Raw genomic sequence first — 18179 nt, 5'->3', positions numbered from 1 at the left:
GGCTTTGCGCTCCCCGCTGAATCGGGGAGGCACCTGGCCAGGGTATCCGCCCGGACGCCCGGGCCGACGGCACGTTTCGTATCCTGAGCGTTCGATCATCACCGGGGGGTTCGGATGAAGTCGTTCACAGCGCGTGCCCGGCGCCTCGCGAGAGCCGTCGCGGCCCGCCCGCGCGGCTGGTCGCGCGGGCGCCGCCTGCTGGTGACGGCCCTGGTGGCGCTGGGTGTGCTGGCGGTTCCGGTGGGTACGGCGGCGCTCGCGCTGCGCCTGGAGTACGCGGGCGACCCGGCCCCGCAGACCCGGACCCGGGGGCGGGACGCGGTCTGGCTCGGCCACGCCTGGGTGGACGGCCGGAAGAGTGACGCGGACGTGGAAGCACTGGCCGCCCGGCTCGCCGGCACCGGAATCCGCGACCTCTACGTGCACACCGGCCCCCTGGAGCACGACGGGAGCCTGGACTCCGCGCTGTACCCGAACGCCCGCTGGTTCCTCGGGGCGGTCCACCGCGCCCTGCCCGGCATCCGGGTGCAGTCCTGGCTGGGCGACGTGATGGCCCCCGAGAAGGAGGGGCTGCACCTGGAGCAGCTCCCCGTCCGGGACCGGATCACCGCCTCCGCGGCGCAGGTCCTGGACCTCGGCTTCGACGGGGTGCACTTCGACATGGAGCCGGTGCACTCGGGCTCGGCCGGCTGGCTCGCCCTGCTCGACCAGGTCCACACCGTGACGGCGGCGCGCGGCGTGCCGCTCTCGGTGGCCGCCCCGCAGATCGACCCGCTGCCCGGCCTGCACGCCGCCGGCCTCGCGCTCAGCGGCCACGGCAAGTGGTGGTCACAGGCGTACTTCGCGCAGACCGCCCGCCGGGTCGAGCAGATCGCGGTGATGTCCTACGACACCGGGCTCCCGCTGGAGTCGCTGTACGGCGGGTACGTCGCGCAGCAGACCACGCTCGCTCTGGAGGTCACCCCGCCGCAGGTGGACCTGTTGATGGGGCTGCCCGCCTACTGGGAGAACCGCTCCGGCCACTACGGCTCCGCCGAGACGGTCGAGGCGGCCGTCCGCGGGGCCCGGCTGGCGCTCGGGCGCGAGGCACCTCAGCGGCAGGCCTTCGGGCTGGCCCTGTACGTCGACTTCACCGCGACGCCCGAGCACTGGTCGGCCTACCGGCGCGGCTGGGTCGCCTGACGTTCGGCGCTCAGGGCACGGCCCGGTGCAGCGCGATCAGCAGCCGCCAGACGTCCGCCGCCACCTGCTCGGGGCCGCCCTCGACGCTCCCGTGCAACCAGTCGGCCAGCACGCCGGTGAAGGCCGCCGCGACCGCCGAGGCGACCAGCTCGGCGTGCGCGGCCCCGGCCAGCTCGCGTTCGGTCCGGCTGCGCTCGCGCAGCTCCCGGTGCAGCAGGTCGCCGAGCGGCCCGCCGCCGCCGGGGCGCAGCAGGCCGCGGTGCAGCGCCGCGTGCTCGGCGGTCTCTGCGAAGAACGTGGTGAGGGCGGGCGGCGCGGCGGCCGGGTCGGGGATGCCGCGCCAGGCGTGCAGTGCCTCGACGGCGCGGCGGACGATCTCGGCGCAGGCGTCCACGGCGAGCGCCTGGAGGTCCTCGTAGTGGAGATAGAAGGTGGCTCGGCCGACCCCGGCCCGGCGTACCAGGGCCGCGACGCTGACCTCGGCGAGCGGGCGCTCGGCGCACTCGGCGAGCAGGGCCTGCCGCAGCTTGTCCCGGCTGCGCTCGGCGCGCGGGTCGCCCGCCCCGCCAGCGCCGCGCTCCGGGCTCATCCGGCCACCAGCACGGCGGCCAGCGCGAGGGCACCGGGCAGGGCTTGGGCGAAGAGGATGCGCCGGTTGGCGGTGGCCGCGCCGTAGAGGCCGGCGACGACCACGCAGCCGAGGAAGAAGATCTGCACGCGGTGGCCGGTCGGATCGGCCGCGGTCAGGCCCCAGAACAGGCCCGCCGCCAGGAAGCCGTTGTAGAGGCCCTGGTTGGCGGCGAGCGGCGCGGTGACCCGGGCCGTCTCGGCGTCGAAGCCGGAGAGTTCCCGGCCGGGCCGGCGCTGCCAGAGGAACATCTCCAGCACCAGGATGTACACGTGCAGGGCGCCCACCAGGGCGACCAGGATGTTCGCGGTGGTCCGCACGACCACTCACCGCCTTCCGGAACGGTTCACGGCGGCCACGATGGACACCTGTCCATAGTTTATGGACAGGTGTCCAGAAAATCCAGCCCCGCCGCCCGTCCGGTCAGGCGCGACCGCCCAGCTGGGCCGCCAGCGCCGCGAGGTGACGCTCCAGCGTCGCCGCGTGCCCGGTCAGGTAGCGGGAGACGAAGCGGTACAGCGGACTGCGGATCTCGCCCCGCTCCACCACGGTGAGCGTGCAGCCGCCCGGCCAGGGCGTGAGCTCGTACGTCCAGGTGCCGCCGAACGGAAGGCGCGGGTCGGCGATCGCGGTGACCAGCCGCAGCGGCGGCGTGGCGTCGACGAGCTCGTAGGCGGCGTCGCCGTGGCGGCCGTACTCGCGCCAGCAGAGCCGTCCCGCCTCGTCCGGGAGCCGCTCGACCCGGGTCACACCGGGGCGCCAGTGCGGGAAGCGCTCGATGTCGGTGAGCACGTCCCAGACGGCTTCGGGCGGGCGGCGCAGCTCCAGCGATCTGCGCACCCGGTGTTCCAGCGGCAGGCAGCGGCCGAGCGCGAACACCGTCGCGCCGGTCGCGGCCACCGCACCCGCGGCGATCAGTGGCCATCCGGGCATCGTCTCGGCTCCTCGTCCGCCGTCACGGCCCCCTGCCTCCATCATCGCGCCCGGCGGCCGGGCCGGCCGCCGGGCGCGGTGCGGCGCACGGAGCCGGCATCCCGCCGCACGACGCGTACCGGAACCAGGGGCGAACCGGTGCGGACGGGGACGGGACGGACTGGTGCGGACGGGACCGGGACGGGACGGACTGGAACCACGAGGCGGACGAGCCGGCGCCGACGCGCTCCGGCGGGTGCCGACGGGCGGTGAACGGGGGGCGGCCGCCGAAGCGCCCGCCCCCCGTTCACCGCCGTCGCCCCGGGTCAGTCCCGCGCACGGGCGGGGGCGGTGGAGCCGCGCACCACCAGCTCCGGCTCGAAGAGCAGCTCGTCATGGGTCACCTTCACCCCCGCGATCTCGCCCGCGAGGAGCTCGACGGCGGCTCGGCCCATCGCCTCGATGGGCTGGCGCACGGTGGTCAGCGGCGGGTCGGTGCAGGTCATGAACGCCGAGTCGTCGTAGCCGATCACCGAGACGTCCGCGGGCACCGAGAGTCCGGCCCGGCGCACGGCGCGCACCGCGCCCAGGGCCAGCGGGTCGCTCGCGCAAATGATCCCGGTGACGCCCTGGCGCAGCAGCCGGGTGGTGGCGGCCTGGCCGCCCTCGAGGCTGAACAGGGCGCGTTCGACGCAGGTGTCGGGCAGGTCGAGGCCGGCCTTGGCGGCGGCGGTGCGGGCGGCGTCGAGTTTGCGGCGCGAGGGCATGTGGTCGGCGGGGCCGAGCACCATGCCGATGCGGCGGTGGCCGAGCTGGTGGAGGTGGCCGACGGCCTGTTCGACCGCCACCGCGTCGTCGCAGGACACCCGGGGGAAGTCGAGGTCGTCGATGGCCGCGTTGAGCAGGACGGTGGGCAGACCGCGTTCGGCGAGGCGGTCGTAGTGCTCGTGCGGGGCGTCCTGCTGGGCGTAGAGACCGCCGAAGAACACCACGCCGGCGACGTGCTGCTCCAGCAGCAGTCCGACGTAGTCGGCCTCGGAGACGCCGCCGGCGGTCTGGGTGCAGAGCACCGGGGTGAAGCCCTGCCCGGCCAGCGCGCCGCCGACCACCTCGGCGAAGGCCGGGAAGATCGGGTTCTGCAGCTCGGGCAGCACCAGGCCGACCAGTCGCGCCCGCTCCCCGCGCAGCTGGGTGGGGCGCTCGTAGCCGAGTACGTCCAGTGCCGTCAGCACCGCGGCCCGGGTCGCCTCGGAGACGCCGGGCTTCTCGTTCAGCACCCGGCTCACCGTGGCTTCACTCACCCCGACCTTCTTGGCCACCTGAGCAAGTCGTCGTGTCATGTTTGCGAGTATACGACAGTTAGTGCAATTAATTTGCAGATCATTGCAAACTTGTTCGCATCCGGTGCGTCGGTCCGACCATGGCCGGAACCCGGTGGATCAAGCGGCCCCGACTGCCGCAAACTGTCCGGGCGGGGGCCGTCGTGCGGCACCATCGCGCGCATCAAAGCCCGTAGGCTGGGCAGGTAGGGAACCATGGGGCGGACTGCTCCATGAGCGGAGAGGTTCAACAGTCGGCAGCCGGCCGTCGGCGCCCTTGCAGGCCCGCGGGGCCGGGCGCGGCCGTCGGCCGACCGGAGGGAGACGCTGGGTGATCGAGCTGGAAGATGTTCCCGAGTTGATCGACCCGGTGATGGTGTGCGCCTTCGAGGGCTGGAACGACGCCGGCGACGCCGCGTCGGCGGCCGTCGCGCACCTGGACGAGACCTGGACCGGCAAGGTGTTCGCCGCCCTCGACGCGGAGGACTACTACGACTTCCAGGTCAACCGGCCCACGGTCTGGCTGGACGGCGGCATCCGCCGGATCACCTGGCCGACCACCCGGCTGTCCGTGGTGCGGGTGACCGAGCCGAAGACCCGGGATCTCGTGCTCGTCCGCGGCATCGAGCCGAGCATGCGCTGGCGCTCGTACTGCAACGAGCTGCTCGGCTTCGCGCACGAACTCGGCGTGGAGCTGGTGGTGATCCTGGGCGCGTTGCTCGGCGACACCCCGCACAGCCGCCCGGTGCCGGTCAGCGGCGTCACCTCCGATCCCGACCTGGCCCGCACCCTGGATCTGGAGGAGAGCCGCTACGAGGGCCCGACCGGGATCGTCGGCGTGCTCCAGGAGGCGTGCACCCACGCGGGTGTGCCGGCCGTGACGCTCTGGGCCGCCGTCCCGCACTACGTCGCCCAGCCGCCGAACCCGAAGGCCACGCTGGCCCTGTTGAACAAGCTGGAGGACCTGCTGGACCTGCGGATCCCGCCGGGCGAGCTCGGCGAGGACTCCCGCGCCTGGCAGCTCGGGGTGGACCAGCTCGCCGCCGAGGACAGCGAGGTGGCCGAGTACGTCCAGCAGCTGGAGGAGGCCCAGGACACCGCCGAGCTCCCGGAGGCGTCCGGCGACGCCATCGCCCGTGAGTTCGAGCGCTACCTGCGCCGCCGGGAGAACCTCGGCCCGACCGGGGAGAAGCCGGTCGCCGGGCACGCCACCGCGGAGCGGCCGGGCGAGGCCGAGCCCGGCCCGAAGGACACCAAGACCGGCGAGGACGGGCCCGAACCGGGTACCGAGGACTGATCACCGGTAGGTGCGGGCAGCGCGAAGGGGCGCCGGGAGAGATCCCGGCGCCCCTTCGGTGTTCCTGTCGATCCGTGGCCCGTGGGCGATCCGTGCCCGTGGGGCCGCGGCTAGAGCGCGACGCCGAGCAGCGCGTCCACCGTGCGCGAGACCAGGCCCGGCGCGCCGATCTCCTGGCCACCGCTCTCGGCCTGGCCTGCGGCCCAGCGGTCCACCGCGGCGAGCGCGGCCGGTGCGTCCAGGTCGTCGGCCAGGGCCGCGCGGACCTCGGCGAGCAGCGCGTCCGCCGAGGGGCCGTCGGGGCGCGAGACGGCGGCGCGCCAACGGGCCAGGCGCTCCACGGCGTCGTCCAGCGTGCCCTTCGTCCACTCCCAGTCCGAGCGGTAGTGGTGGGCCAGCAGCGCCAGCCGGATCGCCGCCGGGTCCACGCCCTCACGGCGCAGCGCGGAGACGAAGACCAGGTTGCCCCGGGACTTCGACATCTTGTGGCCGTCCAGCCCGACCATGCCCGCGTGCACGTACGCCTGGGCGTAGGGGTGCTCGCCGGTGGCGACCTGCGCGTGGGCGGCGCCCATCTCGTGGTGCGGGAAGGAGAGGTCGCTGCCGCCGCCCTGGATGTCGAAGGACATGCCCAGGTACTTGAGGGCGATCGCGACGCACTCGATGTGCCAACCGGGCCGGCCGTGGCCGAGCTCGGTGTCCCAGGCGGGCTCGCCCGGGCGGGCCGCCAGCCAGAGCAGGGCGTCCAGCGGGTGCTTCTTGCCGGGACGGTCCGGGTCGCCGCCGCGCTCGGCGAAGACCGGCAGCATGGCGTCCGGGGTCAGCCCGGAGACCTCGCCGAACCGCGGGTCGGACTCGACCGAGAAGTAGATGTCGCCGTCCACGTCGTACGCCGCGCCGCTCGCCAGCAGCTTCTGCACCAGCGGCACGATCCACGGGATCGACTCGACGGCGCCGACGTAGTGGGCCGGCGGGAGCATCCGCAGGGCGGTCATGTCCTCGCGGAAGAGCGCCGTCTCGCGCTCGGCGAGGGCCGTCCAGTCCTGCCCGGTGGCGACGGCCCGCTCCAGCAGCGGGTCGTCCACGTCGGTGACGTTCTGCACGTACAGGACGTCGTGACCGGCGTCCTTCCAGACGCGCTGCACCAGGTCGAAGGTGTTGTAGGTGGCGGCGTGGCCCAGGTGGGTCGCGTCGTACGGGGTGATGCCGCAGACGTAGATCCGGGCGGTACGGCCCTGGGGCACGACCTCCCTGATACAGCCCGCGGCGGTGTCGTGGATACGCAGGGGGAGCCCCTGACCAGGCAGGGCGGGAACCTCGGAGGCGGGCCAGGCATGCATGGGAACGACTCTAACCTCGCGATCATTTGAAAGCCTAACCAGTGCGCGAGATCGGCCGGATTCCGCCTTCCCGGCCCGCTCCGGGCCGTGCCGGGACCCGCCCGGCGGGCTGTGGGGGCCTGCCGGGCGGGCCGTTCGGGGGGTGCGTCCGATCGTCCGGGCCGCCGCGCGGGTCGTCCGGCGGGCCACCCGCGCGGCACGGACGGGTCCGCGGACGTGACCGCGGGACCGGGCATGGACGGGTCCGCGGGACCGGGCGCGGACGGTCGGCGGGTGCGTCAGCCGCGCTGCCAGAGCGCCGGGACGTTCGGCGGCTCCCAGCCGGTGATGGCGGTGTGCGCCTGCAGGCAGCGGTAGGCCGACCCGGCGTAGGTCACCGCGTCCCCGACCCGGTAGCCGGTCCCCGCCGTCCAGGCAGCGCCCGGCAGGGCCGTCGGGCTCTGCGACGGGCGGGGCGAGGGACTGCCGGGGGACGGACTGCCGGTCGGGGGAGCCGTCGCACTGGCGGAGGGGGCGGGCGTCTGCGGCACGTCCAGGACGAAGTCGAAACTGCCCTCCCTGCCGGGGCCGACCTGCCGCACGGTCATCAGCAGGGCGGGATCGTAGATGGTGTCGGTGCTGTTGCGCGGCTCGCCGGGGAAGTACAGCTGCGTGGTCAGCACCGGCCGGTTCGGGGCCTGGACCTTGACGTGGAGGTGCCTGGTCCGGCCCGGGTAGAGGCCGGGGACGATCGTGGTGAGACTGAACGCCCCCTGGGCGTCGGTGAACTGGTGACCGCGGAAGGCGAAGCCGGTGTTGTCGTAGGCGCCGTTCACATCGGCCTGCCAGAAGTCGAGCAGGGCCCCGGCCACCGGCAGACAGGCCCGGCCGAAGACGTGGCCGCTCACCGTCAGCGCGACTCCCGGGGTTCCGGGTGTCACCAGCGAGGTGCGCAGCGGTGAGTCGGGTTTGAAGTAGGGCCCCTCGATCTGCTCGGCGGTGACGTGGTCGCCGTCGTCGCAGGTGGGGGTGAGTGCGAGGGATCGGCCCCGACCGCCGGTGTCACGGGCCAGCGCCACGCCGCCGCTCAGCAGCAGGGGGGTGGCCCCGGCCAGCATCGCGGCCCTGAGAACGGTCTTACGGCTGATCGGCCGCCCCGGGTCGCGTGGGGCGGCCGACTTTCGGGGGTGCTCGGGGCCTCGGGGGTGGGCGGGGTCCAGCGGGCGAGCGGGGTCTCGGGGGTCCATGGGGGACGACTCCTTCGGGGTGACCGAGCAGCATTCGACATGCGCATGACATCAAGGAGGGGGCGACGACGCCCTTGCACGGCCCGCGCCACTCGGTGGGCTGCGATCCAACCTAGGACGGTGGACCGGGCTCCGCGATGGACGCGATCCGGGGATCGTGGTGCTTTCCTGCGGCGCCGCTGCGGAACTCCCCCGGCGACACGCCCGTCTCCCGGCGGAAGAACCGGCAGAAGTACGCCGGATCGGCGAAGCCGGTCTCCCGTGCCACCTGTCGAACCGTCAGTTCGGTGCTCGACAGCAGTCGTTTGGCCTCCAGCGCCAGCCGGCCGCGGATCAGCCGCCCCGGGGTACGACCGGTGGCCTCCTTGACCAGGCTGTGCAGGTGACCGGCGGAGACCCCCAACTCCTGCGCGTACGAGGCGACCGAGCGCTCCGGCCGGGCGCCCTCGTCGATCAGCCGGGTGAACCGGGCTGCCAACTCCGCTGCCCGGCCGACCGGTTGCGGATCCTCCGGACTCAGCATCCGGGACGCGCGGACCACCAGAATGTGCAGATAGGAGCGGAGCACACCCGCGAAGCCGGGCTGCCCGCCGCGGTACTCGCGGTCCATCTCGACGAACAGCGCGGCCAGGTCGCCGTCCTGCGGCCCGGACCCCTGCCACGGGTGGGTGCTCAGCAGGCGCAGCGCCTCGACGTCCTGCGGGTGGTCGAGCAGGAAGTCCTCGTTGAACAGGACCACCCAGCCGCTCAGCCCCACCGCCGCGTCCCAGTAGTGCACCTGCCCCGGGGCGATGACGCACAGGTGCGGCGGCCGCAGCGGCCGGTGCGCGAGGTCCAGCACGTGCGCGCCCTCGCCGGCGGTGACGTGGACGATCTCGTAGAACGAGTGCCGGTGCGGGAAGGCCGCCCGCGAGAGCGGGCCGATGGTGTCGAACGAGCCGATCGCGAACGGCAGGACGGCGGGGACCGGCACCTCCAGGTCGTGCACGGGCACGGCGTGCACGGGCGCCTCGCGTACCGCTCCGGGCGATACCGCGCCGACGCGCACCGGATCGGGCGGTACCAAGCCGGCGGTCACCGGATCGGGCGGTACCGGATCAGGGGGCACCGGGCCGACGTCGGCGGGTGCCGGGTGCGCCGGCCGGGCCTGTGCAGCATGGGTACGTGGGGCGTCGTCCTGGTCCACCGGTGCAGTCTGCGGCCCGGCCGGCGGAGCGTCCAGGGTGCCCCGGAGCCCGGGCCGGCCGGTTCAGACCGGCGGCCAGGGGATGCTCGGCCACTCGTCGGAGGGCAGCGGGTGCAGGCCGGTACGGCGCAGCGCGGCGATCCGGCCGGCGGTGGCCCGCAGCTCCTGCGCGGTGAGGTGCGGGGCCAGGCGCTCGCCGAGTTCGCCGTCGAGCGCCTGCGCCAGGCCGGCCAGGACGGCCCGGGCCTCGGCCGGCAGCGGCTCACCGGCCCAGCCCCAGAGCAGCGTGCGGAGCTTGCCGGGCACGGCGAAGGTGACGCCGTGGTCGATGCCGTAGATCCGGCCGTCCGCCGCGGGGATGAGGTGCCCGCCCTTGCGGTCGGCGTTGTTGAGCACCGCGTCCAGCACGGCCATCCGGCGCAGCCGTACGTCGTCGGTGTGCACCAGCAGGGCGGTGCGGCCGCCGCCGACCTCGGCCTCGATCACCGGCAGCCAGCCGCTCTCGGGGCCGGCCGGGTCCTGGAGGGCCAGTACGGGGGCCGCGTCCGGATCGGGTTCGACCCAGAGCTGGACCATCCCGGGGCCGTGCGGGCCCTCGCGCAGCACGGTGGGAGGCACGAGCGCCCAGCCGGTGGCGGCGGACACCTCGTAGGCGGCCACCTCGCGTCCGGCGAGGGTGCCGTCCGGGAAGTCCCAGAGCGGGCGCTCGCCGGCCACGGGCTTGTAGACGCACTGGGCGGTCAGGCCGTCCAGGCTCACCGAGCAGTACAGGGCGGCGTTCGAGGCGGTGGTGAGCCGGCCGTGGAGGGTGAGCGCGCCCTCGCGCAGCAGTCGCAGCGCGGTGCCGGTGTCGGCGGCCAGCGCGGCGCCGGCCACCGGGTCGGCCTCGGGGACGTCCGGCGGAGCCTCGTCGCGGGGCGGCGGGGCGGCGGGCGAGGAGGGAGCGTCGGCGTTCAGCGCCGGTACCCGTTCGCGCGCGGGCACAGGTGGCCCTCCGGGTCGAGCGGGAGGTTGCAGAACGGGCAGGGCCGACGGCCGGCCGCGACCAGGTCGAGCGCCCGCTTGGCGAACACCCGGGCCATCGCCCCGCTCAGCCGGACCCGGAGCATGTCCGGGCCGTTCTCCTCGTCCTCGAAGACCTCCTCGGCGTCCTCCTCCTCGCCGTCCTCGCCCTCGATCACCGCCTGCGCCTCGACCACCAGGCAGGACTCCGTGCTGTCCCAGGCCAGGGCCATGGTGCCGACCCGGAACTCCTGCTCCAGCGGGAGGTCGAGGGGTGCGGTGTCGATCATCCCGGCCGGGGCCGCGGCCGGGATCTCGGCATCGCCGCCACCGCGCCGCAGCGCCTCGTCGAGGACCTCCTCGATGCGCTCGGCGAGCGCCGCGACCTGGGTCTTCTCCAGCAGGACGCTGGTGATCCGGCCACGTGCACTGGCCTGCAGATAGAACGCCCGGGCACCGGGCTGGCCGACGGTGCCGGCCACGAACCGTTCGGGCTGGTCGTAGAAGAAGACCTGACGGGGCACGCTCTCGCTCCGGATCGTTCTGGCGTGGTCATCATTCGGGTGCTGCGGGTCGGGCGGGCCGCACCGCCGGGGCGGGACGGGGCCCGAGTGTCACCCTACGGCCTGGGCGCCGGGCCCGGGGCGGGAGCCCTCACCTCGCCCCGGTGTCGCCGCCCACCACGGCGTCGCCGGCCGGGGTGGCGTGGCCGCCCGCCCTGGGGACCAGCGAGGAGAGGTCGCCAGTGTCCCCCATCCGCAGCACGAACGGGCGCTGCGGGGTGTAGCGGATCGCGGTGACCGAGCAGGGCTCGACGCTGATCCGCTGGAAGTGGTCCAGGTGCAGGCCGAGCGCGTCGGCGACCACCGCCTTGATCACGTCGCCGTGCGAGCAGGCCACCCAGACGGCGTCCTCGCCGTGCTCGACGGCGATCTTCTCGTTCCACTCGCGCACGGCGGTGACCGTGCGGTGGCTGAGTTCACGCAGCGACTCCCCGCCGGGGAAGGCGGCCGCCGCGGCGTGGTCCTGGACGGTCCGCCAGAGCGGTTCGGTGGCCAGCTCGGAGAGCGGACGACCGGTCCACTCCCCGTAGTGGCACTCGCCGAGCCGCTCGTCCAGGGCCGGGCCGACCAGTTCGGGCCGGCCGGCGAGCAGCGGCAGCAGGGTCTGGCGGCAGCGCTCCAGCGGGCTGGAGACGGCCTGCGCGATCGGGATGCCGGCGAGTCGCCCGGCGAGCGCGGCGGCCTGGATCCGTCCGGTGTCGTCGAGGTCCACGCCGGGGGTCCAACCGGCCAGGATTCCGGCCGTGTTCGCGGTGGAGCGGCCGTGGCGCACGAGCAGCAGGGTGGGCATGGGCCCAGCCTACGGCCTGCCCCGCCGCGGTCGCACGGACGGAGCAGCGCCCGGCGCCCGGCCGGGGCGACGGGATCGTGGCGGGAGCGGCGGCGGAAGCGGCGGGCGGGAGCGGCGGGGGTGCGCTGTCAGCGGATTCGACACCCGTCCGGCCGGGCAGGCGGGAGAATGTCCCGCATGATCGTCGATTGCGCCATCTACCGCGACGGCCACCGGATCGAGGGGCCCGAGGACTACTCCGACGCCCTCGCCGCCGCCCGCGCGGCCGGTGACCGTTTCGTCTGGATAGGGCTGTACGAGCCGAGTGCGGCGGAGCTGGACCTGGTCAGCGAGGAGTTCGCCCTCCACCCGCTCGCCGTCGAGGACGCGGTGAGCGCCCACCAGCGGCCGAAGCTGGAGTCCTACCAGGACTCGCTGTTCATGGCGCTCAAGACCATCGGGCACCACGAGGGAGGCCGGGCGGTCAGCACCGGCGAGGTGATGATCTTCCTCGGCGACTGCTTCGTGATGACCGTGCGGCACGGCGCGGACAGCCCGCTGGCGGCGCTGCGGGCCCAGCTGGAGAAGCAGCCCGAGATCCTGCGGCACGGGCCGGGCGCCGTCCTGCACTCGGTCTGCGACGCGATCGTGGACGGCTACGTGGACGTCGTCACCGCGCTCCAGGGCGACCTGGACGAACTGGAGGCCGCCGTCTTCGCGCCCGGGCGGGTGCCCGGCGGAACGGCCGAGCGGATCTACGGGTTCAAGCGGCAGCTGGTGACGGTACGCCGGGCGACCGGGCCGCTGATGGAGCCGATGCTGCGCCTGGTCCGGGGCGGCGAACCGTTCGTCGCTCCGGAGGCGGTGCCCTACCTGCGGGACGTCTCCGACCACCTCTCCCGGGCGAACGACCAGGTGGAGGGCATGGACCGGCTGCTCTCCGACATCCTCAGCGCCAATCTGGCGCAGGTCAGCGTGCAACAGAACAACGACATGCGGAAGATCTCCGCCTGGGCGGCGCTGGCCGCCGTCCCGACGATGATCGCCGGTGTCTACGGGATGAACTTCGAGCACATGTGGGAGCTGCGCCAGCCCTGGGGCTACCCGGCCGTGCTGCTGCTGATGGCCGGCACCTGCCTGTTCCTGCACCGGGTGTTCAAGCGCAGCGGCTGGTTGTAGGCCCCGGAGCCCCGGACGGCAGGGGCCCCGGGGCCCTCGGGCTCCGGGGCTCCTGCCGTCGCCGGGCCTGCGCCCGGCCGGGGGCTACTGCGCGAGCCCGGCCCGCTCCAGTGCCTCGACGCCGGTACGCAGCGCCCGGACCCGCTCGTCGAGGGTGAACCCGGCCGGGGCGAGGGTGAGGGTGGTGACGCCGGCGTCGGCGTAGGCCTGCATCCGGTCGGCGATCCGGGCGGTGTCGCCGAGCAGCGAGGTGGCGTCGATCAGCTCGTGCGGAACGGCCGCGGCGGCGCCGGCGTAGTCCTTGGCGAGGTACTTCTCCTGGATCTCGTCGGCGGCCTGCTCGTAGCCCATCCGACGGGTCAGCTGGTTGTAGAAGTTCTTGTCCTTGCTGCCCATGCCGCCGATGTAGAGCGCGGCGTAGGAGCGCTGGGCGTCCGCGGCGGCCTTGATGTCCTCGCCGACCGAGATGGTCACGGTGGGGCAGAGGTCGAAGCCGTCCAGGGTCTGCCCCACCTTGGCGCGCCCGGCCGTCAGCGGCTCCAGCGAGAGCGCGGCGTGCTCGGGCGCGAAGAAGATGCCGAGCCAGCCGTCGGCGATCTCGCCGGTCTGCTCCAGGTTCTTCGGGCCGATCGCGGCGATGTACAGCGGGATGTGCTCGCGGACCGGGTGCACGGTGAGCTTCAGCGGCTTGCCCGGGCCGCCGGGCAGCGGCAGCGTCCAGTTGGCGCCCTCGTGGACGAGGCGCTCGCGCGACATCGCCTTGCGGATGATCTCGACGTACTCGCGGGTGCGGGCCAGCGGCTTGTCGAACTTGACGCCGTACCAGCCCTCGGAGACCTGCGGGCCGGAGACGCCGAGGCCGAGCCGGAAGCGCCCGCCGGAGAGGGTGTCCAGGGTGGCGGCGGTCATCGCCGTCATCGCGGGGGTCCGGGCGGGGATCTGGAAGATCGCCGAACCGACGTCGATCCGCTCGGTCTTCGCGGCGACGTAGCTGAGCACGGTCGCGGCGTCCGAGCCGTAGGCCTCGGCGGCCCAGCAGACCGAGTAGCCCAACCGGTCGGCCTCCTGGGCGACCGCGATGTTGTCGGCGTCCATGCCGAGTCCCCAGTAGCCGAGGTTGATGCCGAGTCGCATGGGGGTGCCAAGCCTTCCGTAGGGAGCCGCTCGCGTGGCGGGGTACGCCACGCCGTCGACAGTAGCCGCGTGGCGCGACCCAAGGCTACTGGCCGGTAGCAGTGGCGCGCGTCACACCGGCGTGTCGCGTGGCCGGCCGGTCGTCCTGCGGGTCTGCACACCCGCCCGTACCACGGCCGCTACGCTCGGCCGACAGGAAGGATCCCCACCCCACCTGCCCGTTCACCAGCCAGCGGAGGGCCTGCCCGATGGAAAAGCGACACCTGGGCCGCACCGGGCTGCGGGTCTCCAGGCTCGGCCTCGGCACCATGACCTGGGGCCGCGACACCGACGAGCACGAGGCCGCCGACCAGCTCAAGGAGTTCGTCGACGCGGGGGGCGACCTGGTGGACACCGCGGACGTGTACGCGGACGGCGGCGCCGAGTACCTGCTCTCCCGGCTGACCGACAGCCTGATCCCCCGCTCCGAGCTGGTCATCGCCACCAAGGCCGGCAGCGTGCCCGAGTCCGACCGGCGCTTCGACACCTCACGCGGGTACCTGCTGCGCGCCCTGGACGCCTCGCTGCACCGGCTCGGCACCGACTACGTCGACCTCTGGCAGGTGCACGCCTTCGATCCGGGCACCCCCACGGACGAGACCCTGCACGCCCTCGACCTGGCGGTCTCCTCCGGCCGTGCCCGGTACGTCGGTGTCTCCAACCACAGCGGCTGGCAGCTCGCGAAGATGGCCGCACGCCGGCAGGGCGACGGCCGGGTGCCGCTCGCGGCGACGCAGATGGAGTACTCGCTGCTCCAGCGCGGCATCGAGCGCGAGGTGCTGCCGGCCGCGCTGGACGCCGGCGTCTCGGTGCTCGCCTCCTCCCCGCTCGGGCGTGGCGTGCTCACCGGCAAGTACCGGCACGCCGTCCCGAAGGACTCGCGCGGCGCCTCGCCCTACCTGTCCGGCTTCGTCCAGCCGTACCTCGACGACCGCTCGCGCCGGATCGTGGACGCCGTCGCCACCGCCGCGGACGGACTGGCCAGCAGCCCGCTCGCGGTGGCGCTGGCGTGGGTGCGCGACCGGCCGGGCGTGGCGAGCGCCCTGGTCGGGGCGCGGACGACGAGCCAGCTGCAGGCGGCGCTGTCGGTGGAGGCGCTTACGCTTCCGGAGGAGATCCGCGGTGCGCTCGACGACATCTCGGCGCCGGTCCACCGCTACCCCGACCACGACTGGAGCGAACTCTAGGGCCGATCCGGCCCGGGAGCCCGCCCGGCCACGACGACGAACCGACGACGACCGGACGCGGCCGCCGCCCCCCGGGGTGGCGGCCGCCCGCACTGCCCAGCAGTGGCGTACCCCTTTGGAGCGAATGGTGAGCGACGCACAGAACAGCGCGCCGGCCGGACCGGCCGACGGCGATCCGGCGGGCGGCGGCGCCGACCGGCGGGCGGACGCTGTCGCGGCGCTCGCGGAGGCGATCCGCGTGGTCGGGCAGCAGCCCGGGGCCGGCGCGGACGGGCCGGCGACCGCGCGGACGGACCCGGAGGCCGGGCCGGGCCCGGCCGGGGCCGGAGCGGGCGCCGTGCGGGCGGACGAGCAGCGGGAGCAGGCCCTGCGCGCGGCCGCCGAGGTCCTGACGGCCGGCGGGGCTCCCGCCGACTTCGCGGGCGCCGCCGTCGCCGAGTTCGGCGAGGGCGCCGCCGAGCAGCTCCGGTCCGACCCCTGGGCCGTGCTCGCGCTGCCCGGTGTCCGGCCCGAGCAGGCGGACGGCTTCGCCCGGGGCCTGCTCGGCGCGCAGGCCGGCCCCGGCGACCAGCGCCGGGCCCGCGCGCTGGTGCCGTGGCTGCTGGAGCAGGCCGCGCTGCGCGGGCACTCGGCGGTGGAGATCGGCGAGGTCGCGTCCGGGCTCGAACGGCTCGGGCTCCCGGAGCCCGCCGCCTCCCTCCAGGAGGTCGTGGTCGACGGCCTGGTGATGCCCTTCCAGGACGAGCTCACCGGCCCCGAGGCCCGGACGGCCGCGACGGGCCGGGGCGATGCGGACGAGGACGACGAGCCGCCGACCCGCACGCTGCTCGCGCTGGAGCGGCTGGCCCTCGCGGAGGAGAGCCTCGCGGACGGCCTGGTCCGGCTCATGTCCACCTTCGTGCCCGCCGAGGACCCGGACGACGAACCGGACGACGAACCGACCGGCGAGGCGACCGGCGAGGAGCCGGCGGAGCCGGAGCACGCGGAGCCCGAGCGCGCGGAGCCCGAGCACGCGGAGCCGGAGCACGCGGAGCCGGGTGGTTCGGACCCCGAGGGCGCCCGCGCCGAGAGCGCGGATACCCCCGCGGCAGGCGAGCCGGTCGAGGGCGAGCCGGCCGACGACGCGGCGCCGCAGGACGTGGTGGGGCGGGAGGGCGAGGGAGGGCAGGCCGACGACGCGGGGCAGGCCCCGGCTTCGCCCGGCCCCGCCGCCTGGGAGGCGGCGGCCGCCGCCGCTCCGTCCTCCTCGGCGGCCGCGCTGATCAGGGCGGTGGCCGGCAGCGCCCTGGTGACCCACACCGGCGGCGAGTCCTCCCGCGCGGAGGCCGCCGCAGTGCTGAGCGGCGCCCAGCGGCTCGGCCTGCGCGCCTGGGCCGCCACCTGGACCGACCAGGGCCGGCGCAGTCTGACCGCCCTGCTCCCGGAGGGTGCCGGCGGTGTGGCCACCCTCGCCGAGCTGCTGGCCGGCAAGGCCGGTCCCGGACGCGCCGGGGACGGCACGCTCGCCCTGGACCTGCTGCTCGTCCTGGACGCGCCGCTGCTGGACGCCGAGCTGGCCGCCACCCTGCTGGAGTCGCTGGCCGACGGCACCCGCCTGGTGCTCAGCGGCGACCCGGGCCAGCTCTGGTCGGCCGGGCCCGGCCGGTTCTTCGCCGACCTGCTGGCCGCGAAGGCCTGCCCCGCCGTCGCCTCCCGGACGCCCGACTTCGGGCCGATCGGCGAGCTGGTGTCGGGCATCGGCATCGGAGAGCTCCAGCCGGTCGACGCGCCCGACAAGGAGGTGGTGATCCTCACCGCCAAGGACGGCGCCGAGGCCGTGCACCGGGCCGTCCAGCTGCTGACCGACTCCATCCCGCGCGCCCTGGGCATCCCGGTCGAGGAGGTCGTCCTGCTGACGCCGGGCCACGGTGGCGGCGCCGGCACCCGCGCGCTCAACACCGCCGCGAAGGCGCGGCTCAATCCTGGCCCGGGCCGGTTCGGCGGCTTCGACCCCGGCGACCGGGTGGTGCACTCACCCGCGCCGGGCGTCTGCCACCCCGGCCGGGTGCTCGACGGCGACGCCCGGGGGCTGCACCTGGAGCTCTCCGACGGCACCCGCGCCACCGTGCCGCCCGCCGAGGCCGCCAGGCTCCGGCACGGCTGGGCCCTCACCGTGCACCAGGCGGTCGGCCGGCGCTGGCCCGGCGTGGTGGTGGTGCTGCCGGACGACGCCGCGGCGGGCCTGACCCGCCAGTGGGTGTACACCGCCTTCGGGCGGGCCGAGCGGCACCTGTCGGTGGTGCACGCGGCCGGACCGGCACTGGCGCAGGCGGTCGCCGAGAGGCCGGCCGGGCCCCGTACCACCCGGCTGCGCGCCATCCTGGCCGAGAACACCGAGCCGGCGTACTGACCCCGCGCCCCCGGCCGGGGGATCCGTCGGGCCCGGTACCGCCCGGACACGACACTGCCGGGCGGTACCGGGGCGACTCGCCCGGTACCGCCCGGCAGTGGAAGCGGGACGGCGGGAACGGCTGATGCGCGGAGGGCCGGAGACCGGCCCTCGGGAGGGTCAGCCCTCGGGCTCCTCGTCCTCGTGCTCCTCCTCGTCGTCGTAGACCTCGCTGACATCGAAGCGGCAGATCAGCAGCTGTGGGTCGGCGCTCTCGAAGGGCTCGGGCAGCCACTCCCCCGGGTCGGTCGGCTCGGCCGCCGATACCCAGAGCGTGGAGTCCCCCTCCTCCAGGCCGAACTCCTCGCTGCGGGCGGCGATCTCGTCCGGCTCGTACTCGCCGAAGATCACCCCGATCGCCGCGTTCACCGCGCCGGCGCCGCCACCGCCCGGCGTGAGCGAGCTGTCGAGCCGCTCCGCCTGGGCGCGCAGCCGCTTCGGGTCGGCGATCTGGTAGTCGCGGCGGATCAGCACGCTGATCGCCTCCGGCTGGTCCGGACCGTGGTATCCGCCGGAGCCCTCGTCCCCGGGGACCTCGAAGGGAGTGACCTCGTCATAGACCTCGTACAGGAGCTGGTCGTAGACGATGGCCGCCGACGCGAGCTGCTCGTAGGCGGCGAACACGGCGGGATCGTCCGCTGCGGTGGGGCTGGAGACGGCTTCCAGGTGACGGTCGATGGCGGCCTTGACCGCCTCGGCGGCGGCGCGTACCTCGGCAATGGTTGGCTGCGCGGCATCAGACATGGTGCAGACGCTATCTCCCCCCGGTGCCGCCACGCACAGCGGTT

General features: G+C 74.7%; 17 protein-coding genes. 5 read left to right on the top strand and 12 right to left on the bottom strand.

Translation table 11 applies throughout. The features are described 5' to 3' along the window. Positions 1-114 precede the first annotated feature (114 nt). Positions 115-1182 carry a hypothetical protein gene (locus OG823_RS27800; protein WP_371482781.1) on the top strand — a complete coding sequence of 356 codons (1068 nt, stop codon included), beginning with the start codon at positions 115-117 and terminating at the stop codon, positions 1180-1182. 10 nt (positions 1183-1192) lie between these two features. On the opposite strand, the gene OG823_RS27795 is transcribed toward OG823_RS27800, so the two are convergent. The 4 genes from OG823_RS27795 to OG823_RS27780 form a co-directional block, all read right to left on the bottom strand. Then, entirely contained in the window at positions 1193-1771 is a 579-nt protein-coding gene (locus OG823_RS27795; RefSeq protein WP_371482779.1) for a TetR/AcrR family transcriptional regulator, read from the bottom strand. Then, on the bottom strand, positions 1768-2130 hold the full coding sequence (locus tag OG823_RS27790; RefSeq protein ID WP_371482777.1) for a DUF1304 domain-containing protein: 363 nt from the start codon (positions 2128-2130) through the stop codon (positions 1768-1770). The genes OG823_RS27795 and OG823_RS27790 overlap by 4 nt, the downstream gene beginning before the upstream one ends. A 103-nt stretch (positions 2131-2233) precedes the next feature. Then, complete coding sequence (locus tag OG823_RS27785; RefSeq protein WP_371482775.1) at positions 2234-2743, bottom strand: SRPBCC family protein; 510 nt, start codon at positions 2741-2743, stop codon at positions 2234-2236. Between the two features lie 305 nt (positions 2744-3048). Then, positions 3049-4062, bottom strand: a complete 1014-nt coding sequence (locus tag OG823_RS27780) for a LacI family DNA-binding transcriptional regulator (RefSeq protein WP_371482774.1) — start codon at positions 4060-4062, stop codon at positions 3049-3051. Between the two features lie 310 nt (positions 4063-4372). Between OG823_RS27780 and OG823_RS27775 the strand changes: the two genes are divergently transcribed. Continuing rightward, the gene (locus OG823_RS27775) at positions 4373-5338 is read left to right on the top strand and encodes a PAC2 family protein (protein WP_371482773.1); all 966 of its coding nucleotides are present in this window, start codon (positions 4373-4375) and stop codon (positions 5336-5338) included. A gap of 110 nt (positions 5339-5448) precedes the next feature. Here OG823_RS27775 and mshC read toward each other — a convergent pair whose 3' ends face one another. The 6 genes from mshC to OG823_RS27745 all read right to left on the bottom strand — a co-directional run bounded on the left by mshC (position 5449) and on the right by OG823_RS27745 (position 11445). Further along, on the bottom strand, positions 5449-6678 hold the full coding sequence (mshC, locus tag OG823_RS27770; protein ID WP_371482772.1) for a cysteine--1-D-myo-inosityl 2-amino-2-deoxy-alpha-D-glucopyranoside ligase: 1230 nt from the start codon (positions 6676-6678) through the stop codon (positions 5449-5451). A gap of 278 nt (positions 6679-6956) precedes the next feature. Then, complete coding sequence (locus tag OG823_RS27765; RefSeq protein WP_371482771.1) at positions 6957-7904, bottom strand: carbohydrate-binding protein; 948 nt, start codon at positions 7902-7904, stop codon at positions 6957-6959. A 112-nt stretch (positions 7905-8016) separates the two neighbouring features. Next, positions 8017-8892 (bottom strand): helix-turn-helix domain-containing protein, encoded by an 876-nt coding sequence (locus OG823_RS27760; RefSeq protein WP_371484673.1) that lies wholly within the window; start codon positions 8890-8892, stop codon positions 8017-8019. 261 nt (positions 8893-9153) lie between these two features. Continuing rightward, positions 9154-10074, bottom strand: coding sequence for an SCO1664 family protein (locus OG823_RS27755; protein WP_371482770.1), 921 nt, complete (start codon positions 10072-10074; stop codon positions 9154-9156). Then, the gene (locus tag OG823_RS27750; RefSeq protein WP_371482768.1) at positions 10044-10616 is read right to left on the bottom strand and encodes a DUF3090 family protein; all 573 of its coding nucleotides are present in this window, start codon (positions 10614-10616) and stop codon (positions 10044-10046) included. The genes OG823_RS27755 and OG823_RS27750 overlap by 31 nt, the downstream gene beginning before the upstream one ends. A 130-nt stretch (positions 10617-10746) precedes the next feature. Next, the gene (locus tag OG823_RS27745) at positions 10747-11445 is read right to left on the bottom strand and encodes a histidine phosphatase family protein (RefSeq protein WP_371482767.1); all 699 of its coding nucleotides are present in this window, start codon (positions 11443-11445) and stop codon (positions 10747-10749) included. Between the two features lie 168 nt (positions 11446-11613). On the opposite strand from OG823_RS27745, the gene OG823_RS27740 reads away from it, so the two are divergent. Next, a complete protein-coding gene (locus OG823_RS27740) occupies positions 11614-12603 on the top strand; it encodes a magnesium and cobalt transport protein CorA (RefSeq protein WP_371482765.1) in 990 nt (329 codons plus the stop codon). 84 nt (positions 12604-12687) lie between these two features. On the opposite strand, the gene OG823_RS27735 is transcribed toward OG823_RS27740, so the two are convergent. Next, positions 12688-13737 carry an LLM class F420-dependent oxidoreductase gene (locus tag OG823_RS27735; protein WP_371482764.1) on the bottom strand — a complete coding sequence of 350 codons (1050 nt, stop codon included), beginning with the start codon at positions 13735-13737 and terminating at the stop codon, positions 12688-12690. A gap of 248 nt (positions 13738-13985) precedes the next feature. Between OG823_RS27735 and OG823_RS27730 the strand changes: the two genes are divergently transcribed. Together OG823_RS27730 and OG823_RS27725 are read left to right on the top strand one after the other, a co-directional pair. Next, positions 13986-14963 (top strand): aldo/keto reductase, encoded by a 978-nt coding sequence (locus OG823_RS27730; RefSeq protein ID WP_371482762.1) that lies wholly within the window; start codon positions 13986-13988, stop codon positions 14961-14963. Positions 14964-15090: 127 nt separating this feature from the next. Then, on the top strand, positions 15091-17352 hold the full coding sequence (locus OG823_RS27725; RefSeq protein WP_371482760.1) for an ATP-binding domain-containing protein: 2262 nt from the start codon (positions 15091-15093) through the stop codon (positions 17350-17352). 159 nt (positions 17353-17511) lie between these two features. Here OG823_RS27725 and OG823_RS27720 read toward each other — a convergent pair whose 3' ends face one another. Continuing rightward, complete coding sequence (locus OG823_RS27720; protein ID WP_371482759.1) at positions 17512-18135, bottom strand: hypothetical protein; 624 nt, start codon at positions 18133-18135, stop codon at positions 17512-17514. Between the last annotated feature and the right edge of the window lie 44 nt (positions 18136-18179).

It is taken from the genome of Kitasatospora sp. NBC_00315, assembly GCF_041435095.1.
In the GTDB taxonomy this organism is placed as follows: domain Bacteria; phylum Actinomycetota; class Actinomycetes; order Streptomycetales; family Streptomycetaceae; genus Kitasatospora.
This window is presented reverse-complemented; position numbering and strand designations above follow the sequence as displayed.

Excerpts from the sequence above, each read along its gene's own strand:
- OG823_RS27740 (WP_371482765.1), top strand. The coding sequence starts at position 11,614 with ATGTCCCGCATGATCGTCGATTGCGCCATCTACCGCGACGGCCACCGG.
- OG823_RS27785 (WP_371482775.1), bottom strand. The coding sequence starts at position 2,743 with ATGCCCGGATGGCCACTGATCGCCGCGGGTGCGGTGGCCGCGACCGGC.
- OG823_RS27800 (WP_371482781.1), top strand. The coding sequence starts at position 115 with ATGAAGTCGTTCACAGCGCGTGCCCGGCGCCTCGCGAGAGCCGTCGCG.
- OG823_RS27730 (WP_371482762.1), top strand. The coding sequence starts at position 13,986 with ATGGAAAAGCGACACCTGGGCCGCACCGGGCTGCGGGTCTCCAGGCTC.
- OG823_RS27735 (WP_371482764.1), bottom strand. The coding sequence starts at position 13,737 with ATGCGACTCGGCATCAACCTCGGCTACTGGGGACTCGGCATGGACGCC.
- OG823_RS27780 (WP_371482774.1), bottom strand. The coding sequence starts at position 4,062 with ATGACACGACGACTTGCTCAGGTGGCCAAGAAGGTCGGGGTGAGTGAA.
- OG823_RS27745 (WP_371482767.1), bottom strand. The coding sequence starts at position 11,445 with ATGCCCACCCTGCTGCTCGTGCGCCACGGCCGCTCCACCGCGAACACG.
- mshC (WP_371482772.1), bottom strand. The coding sequence starts at position 6,678 with ATGCATGCCTGGCCCGCCTCCGAGGTTCCCGCCCTGCCTGGTCAGGGG.
- OG823_RS27720 (WP_371482759.1), bottom strand. The coding sequence starts at position 18,135 with ATGTCTGATGCCGCGCAGCCAACCATTGCCGAGGTACGCGCCGCCGCC.
- OG823_RS27765 (WP_371482771.1), bottom strand. The coding sequence starts at position 7,904 with ATGGACCCCCGAGACCCCGCTCGCCCGCTGGACCCCGCCCACCCCCGA.
- OG823_RS27795 (WP_371482779.1), bottom strand. The coding sequence starts at position 1,771 with ATGAGCCCGGAGCGCGGCGCTGGCGGGGCGGGCGACCCGCGCGCCGAG.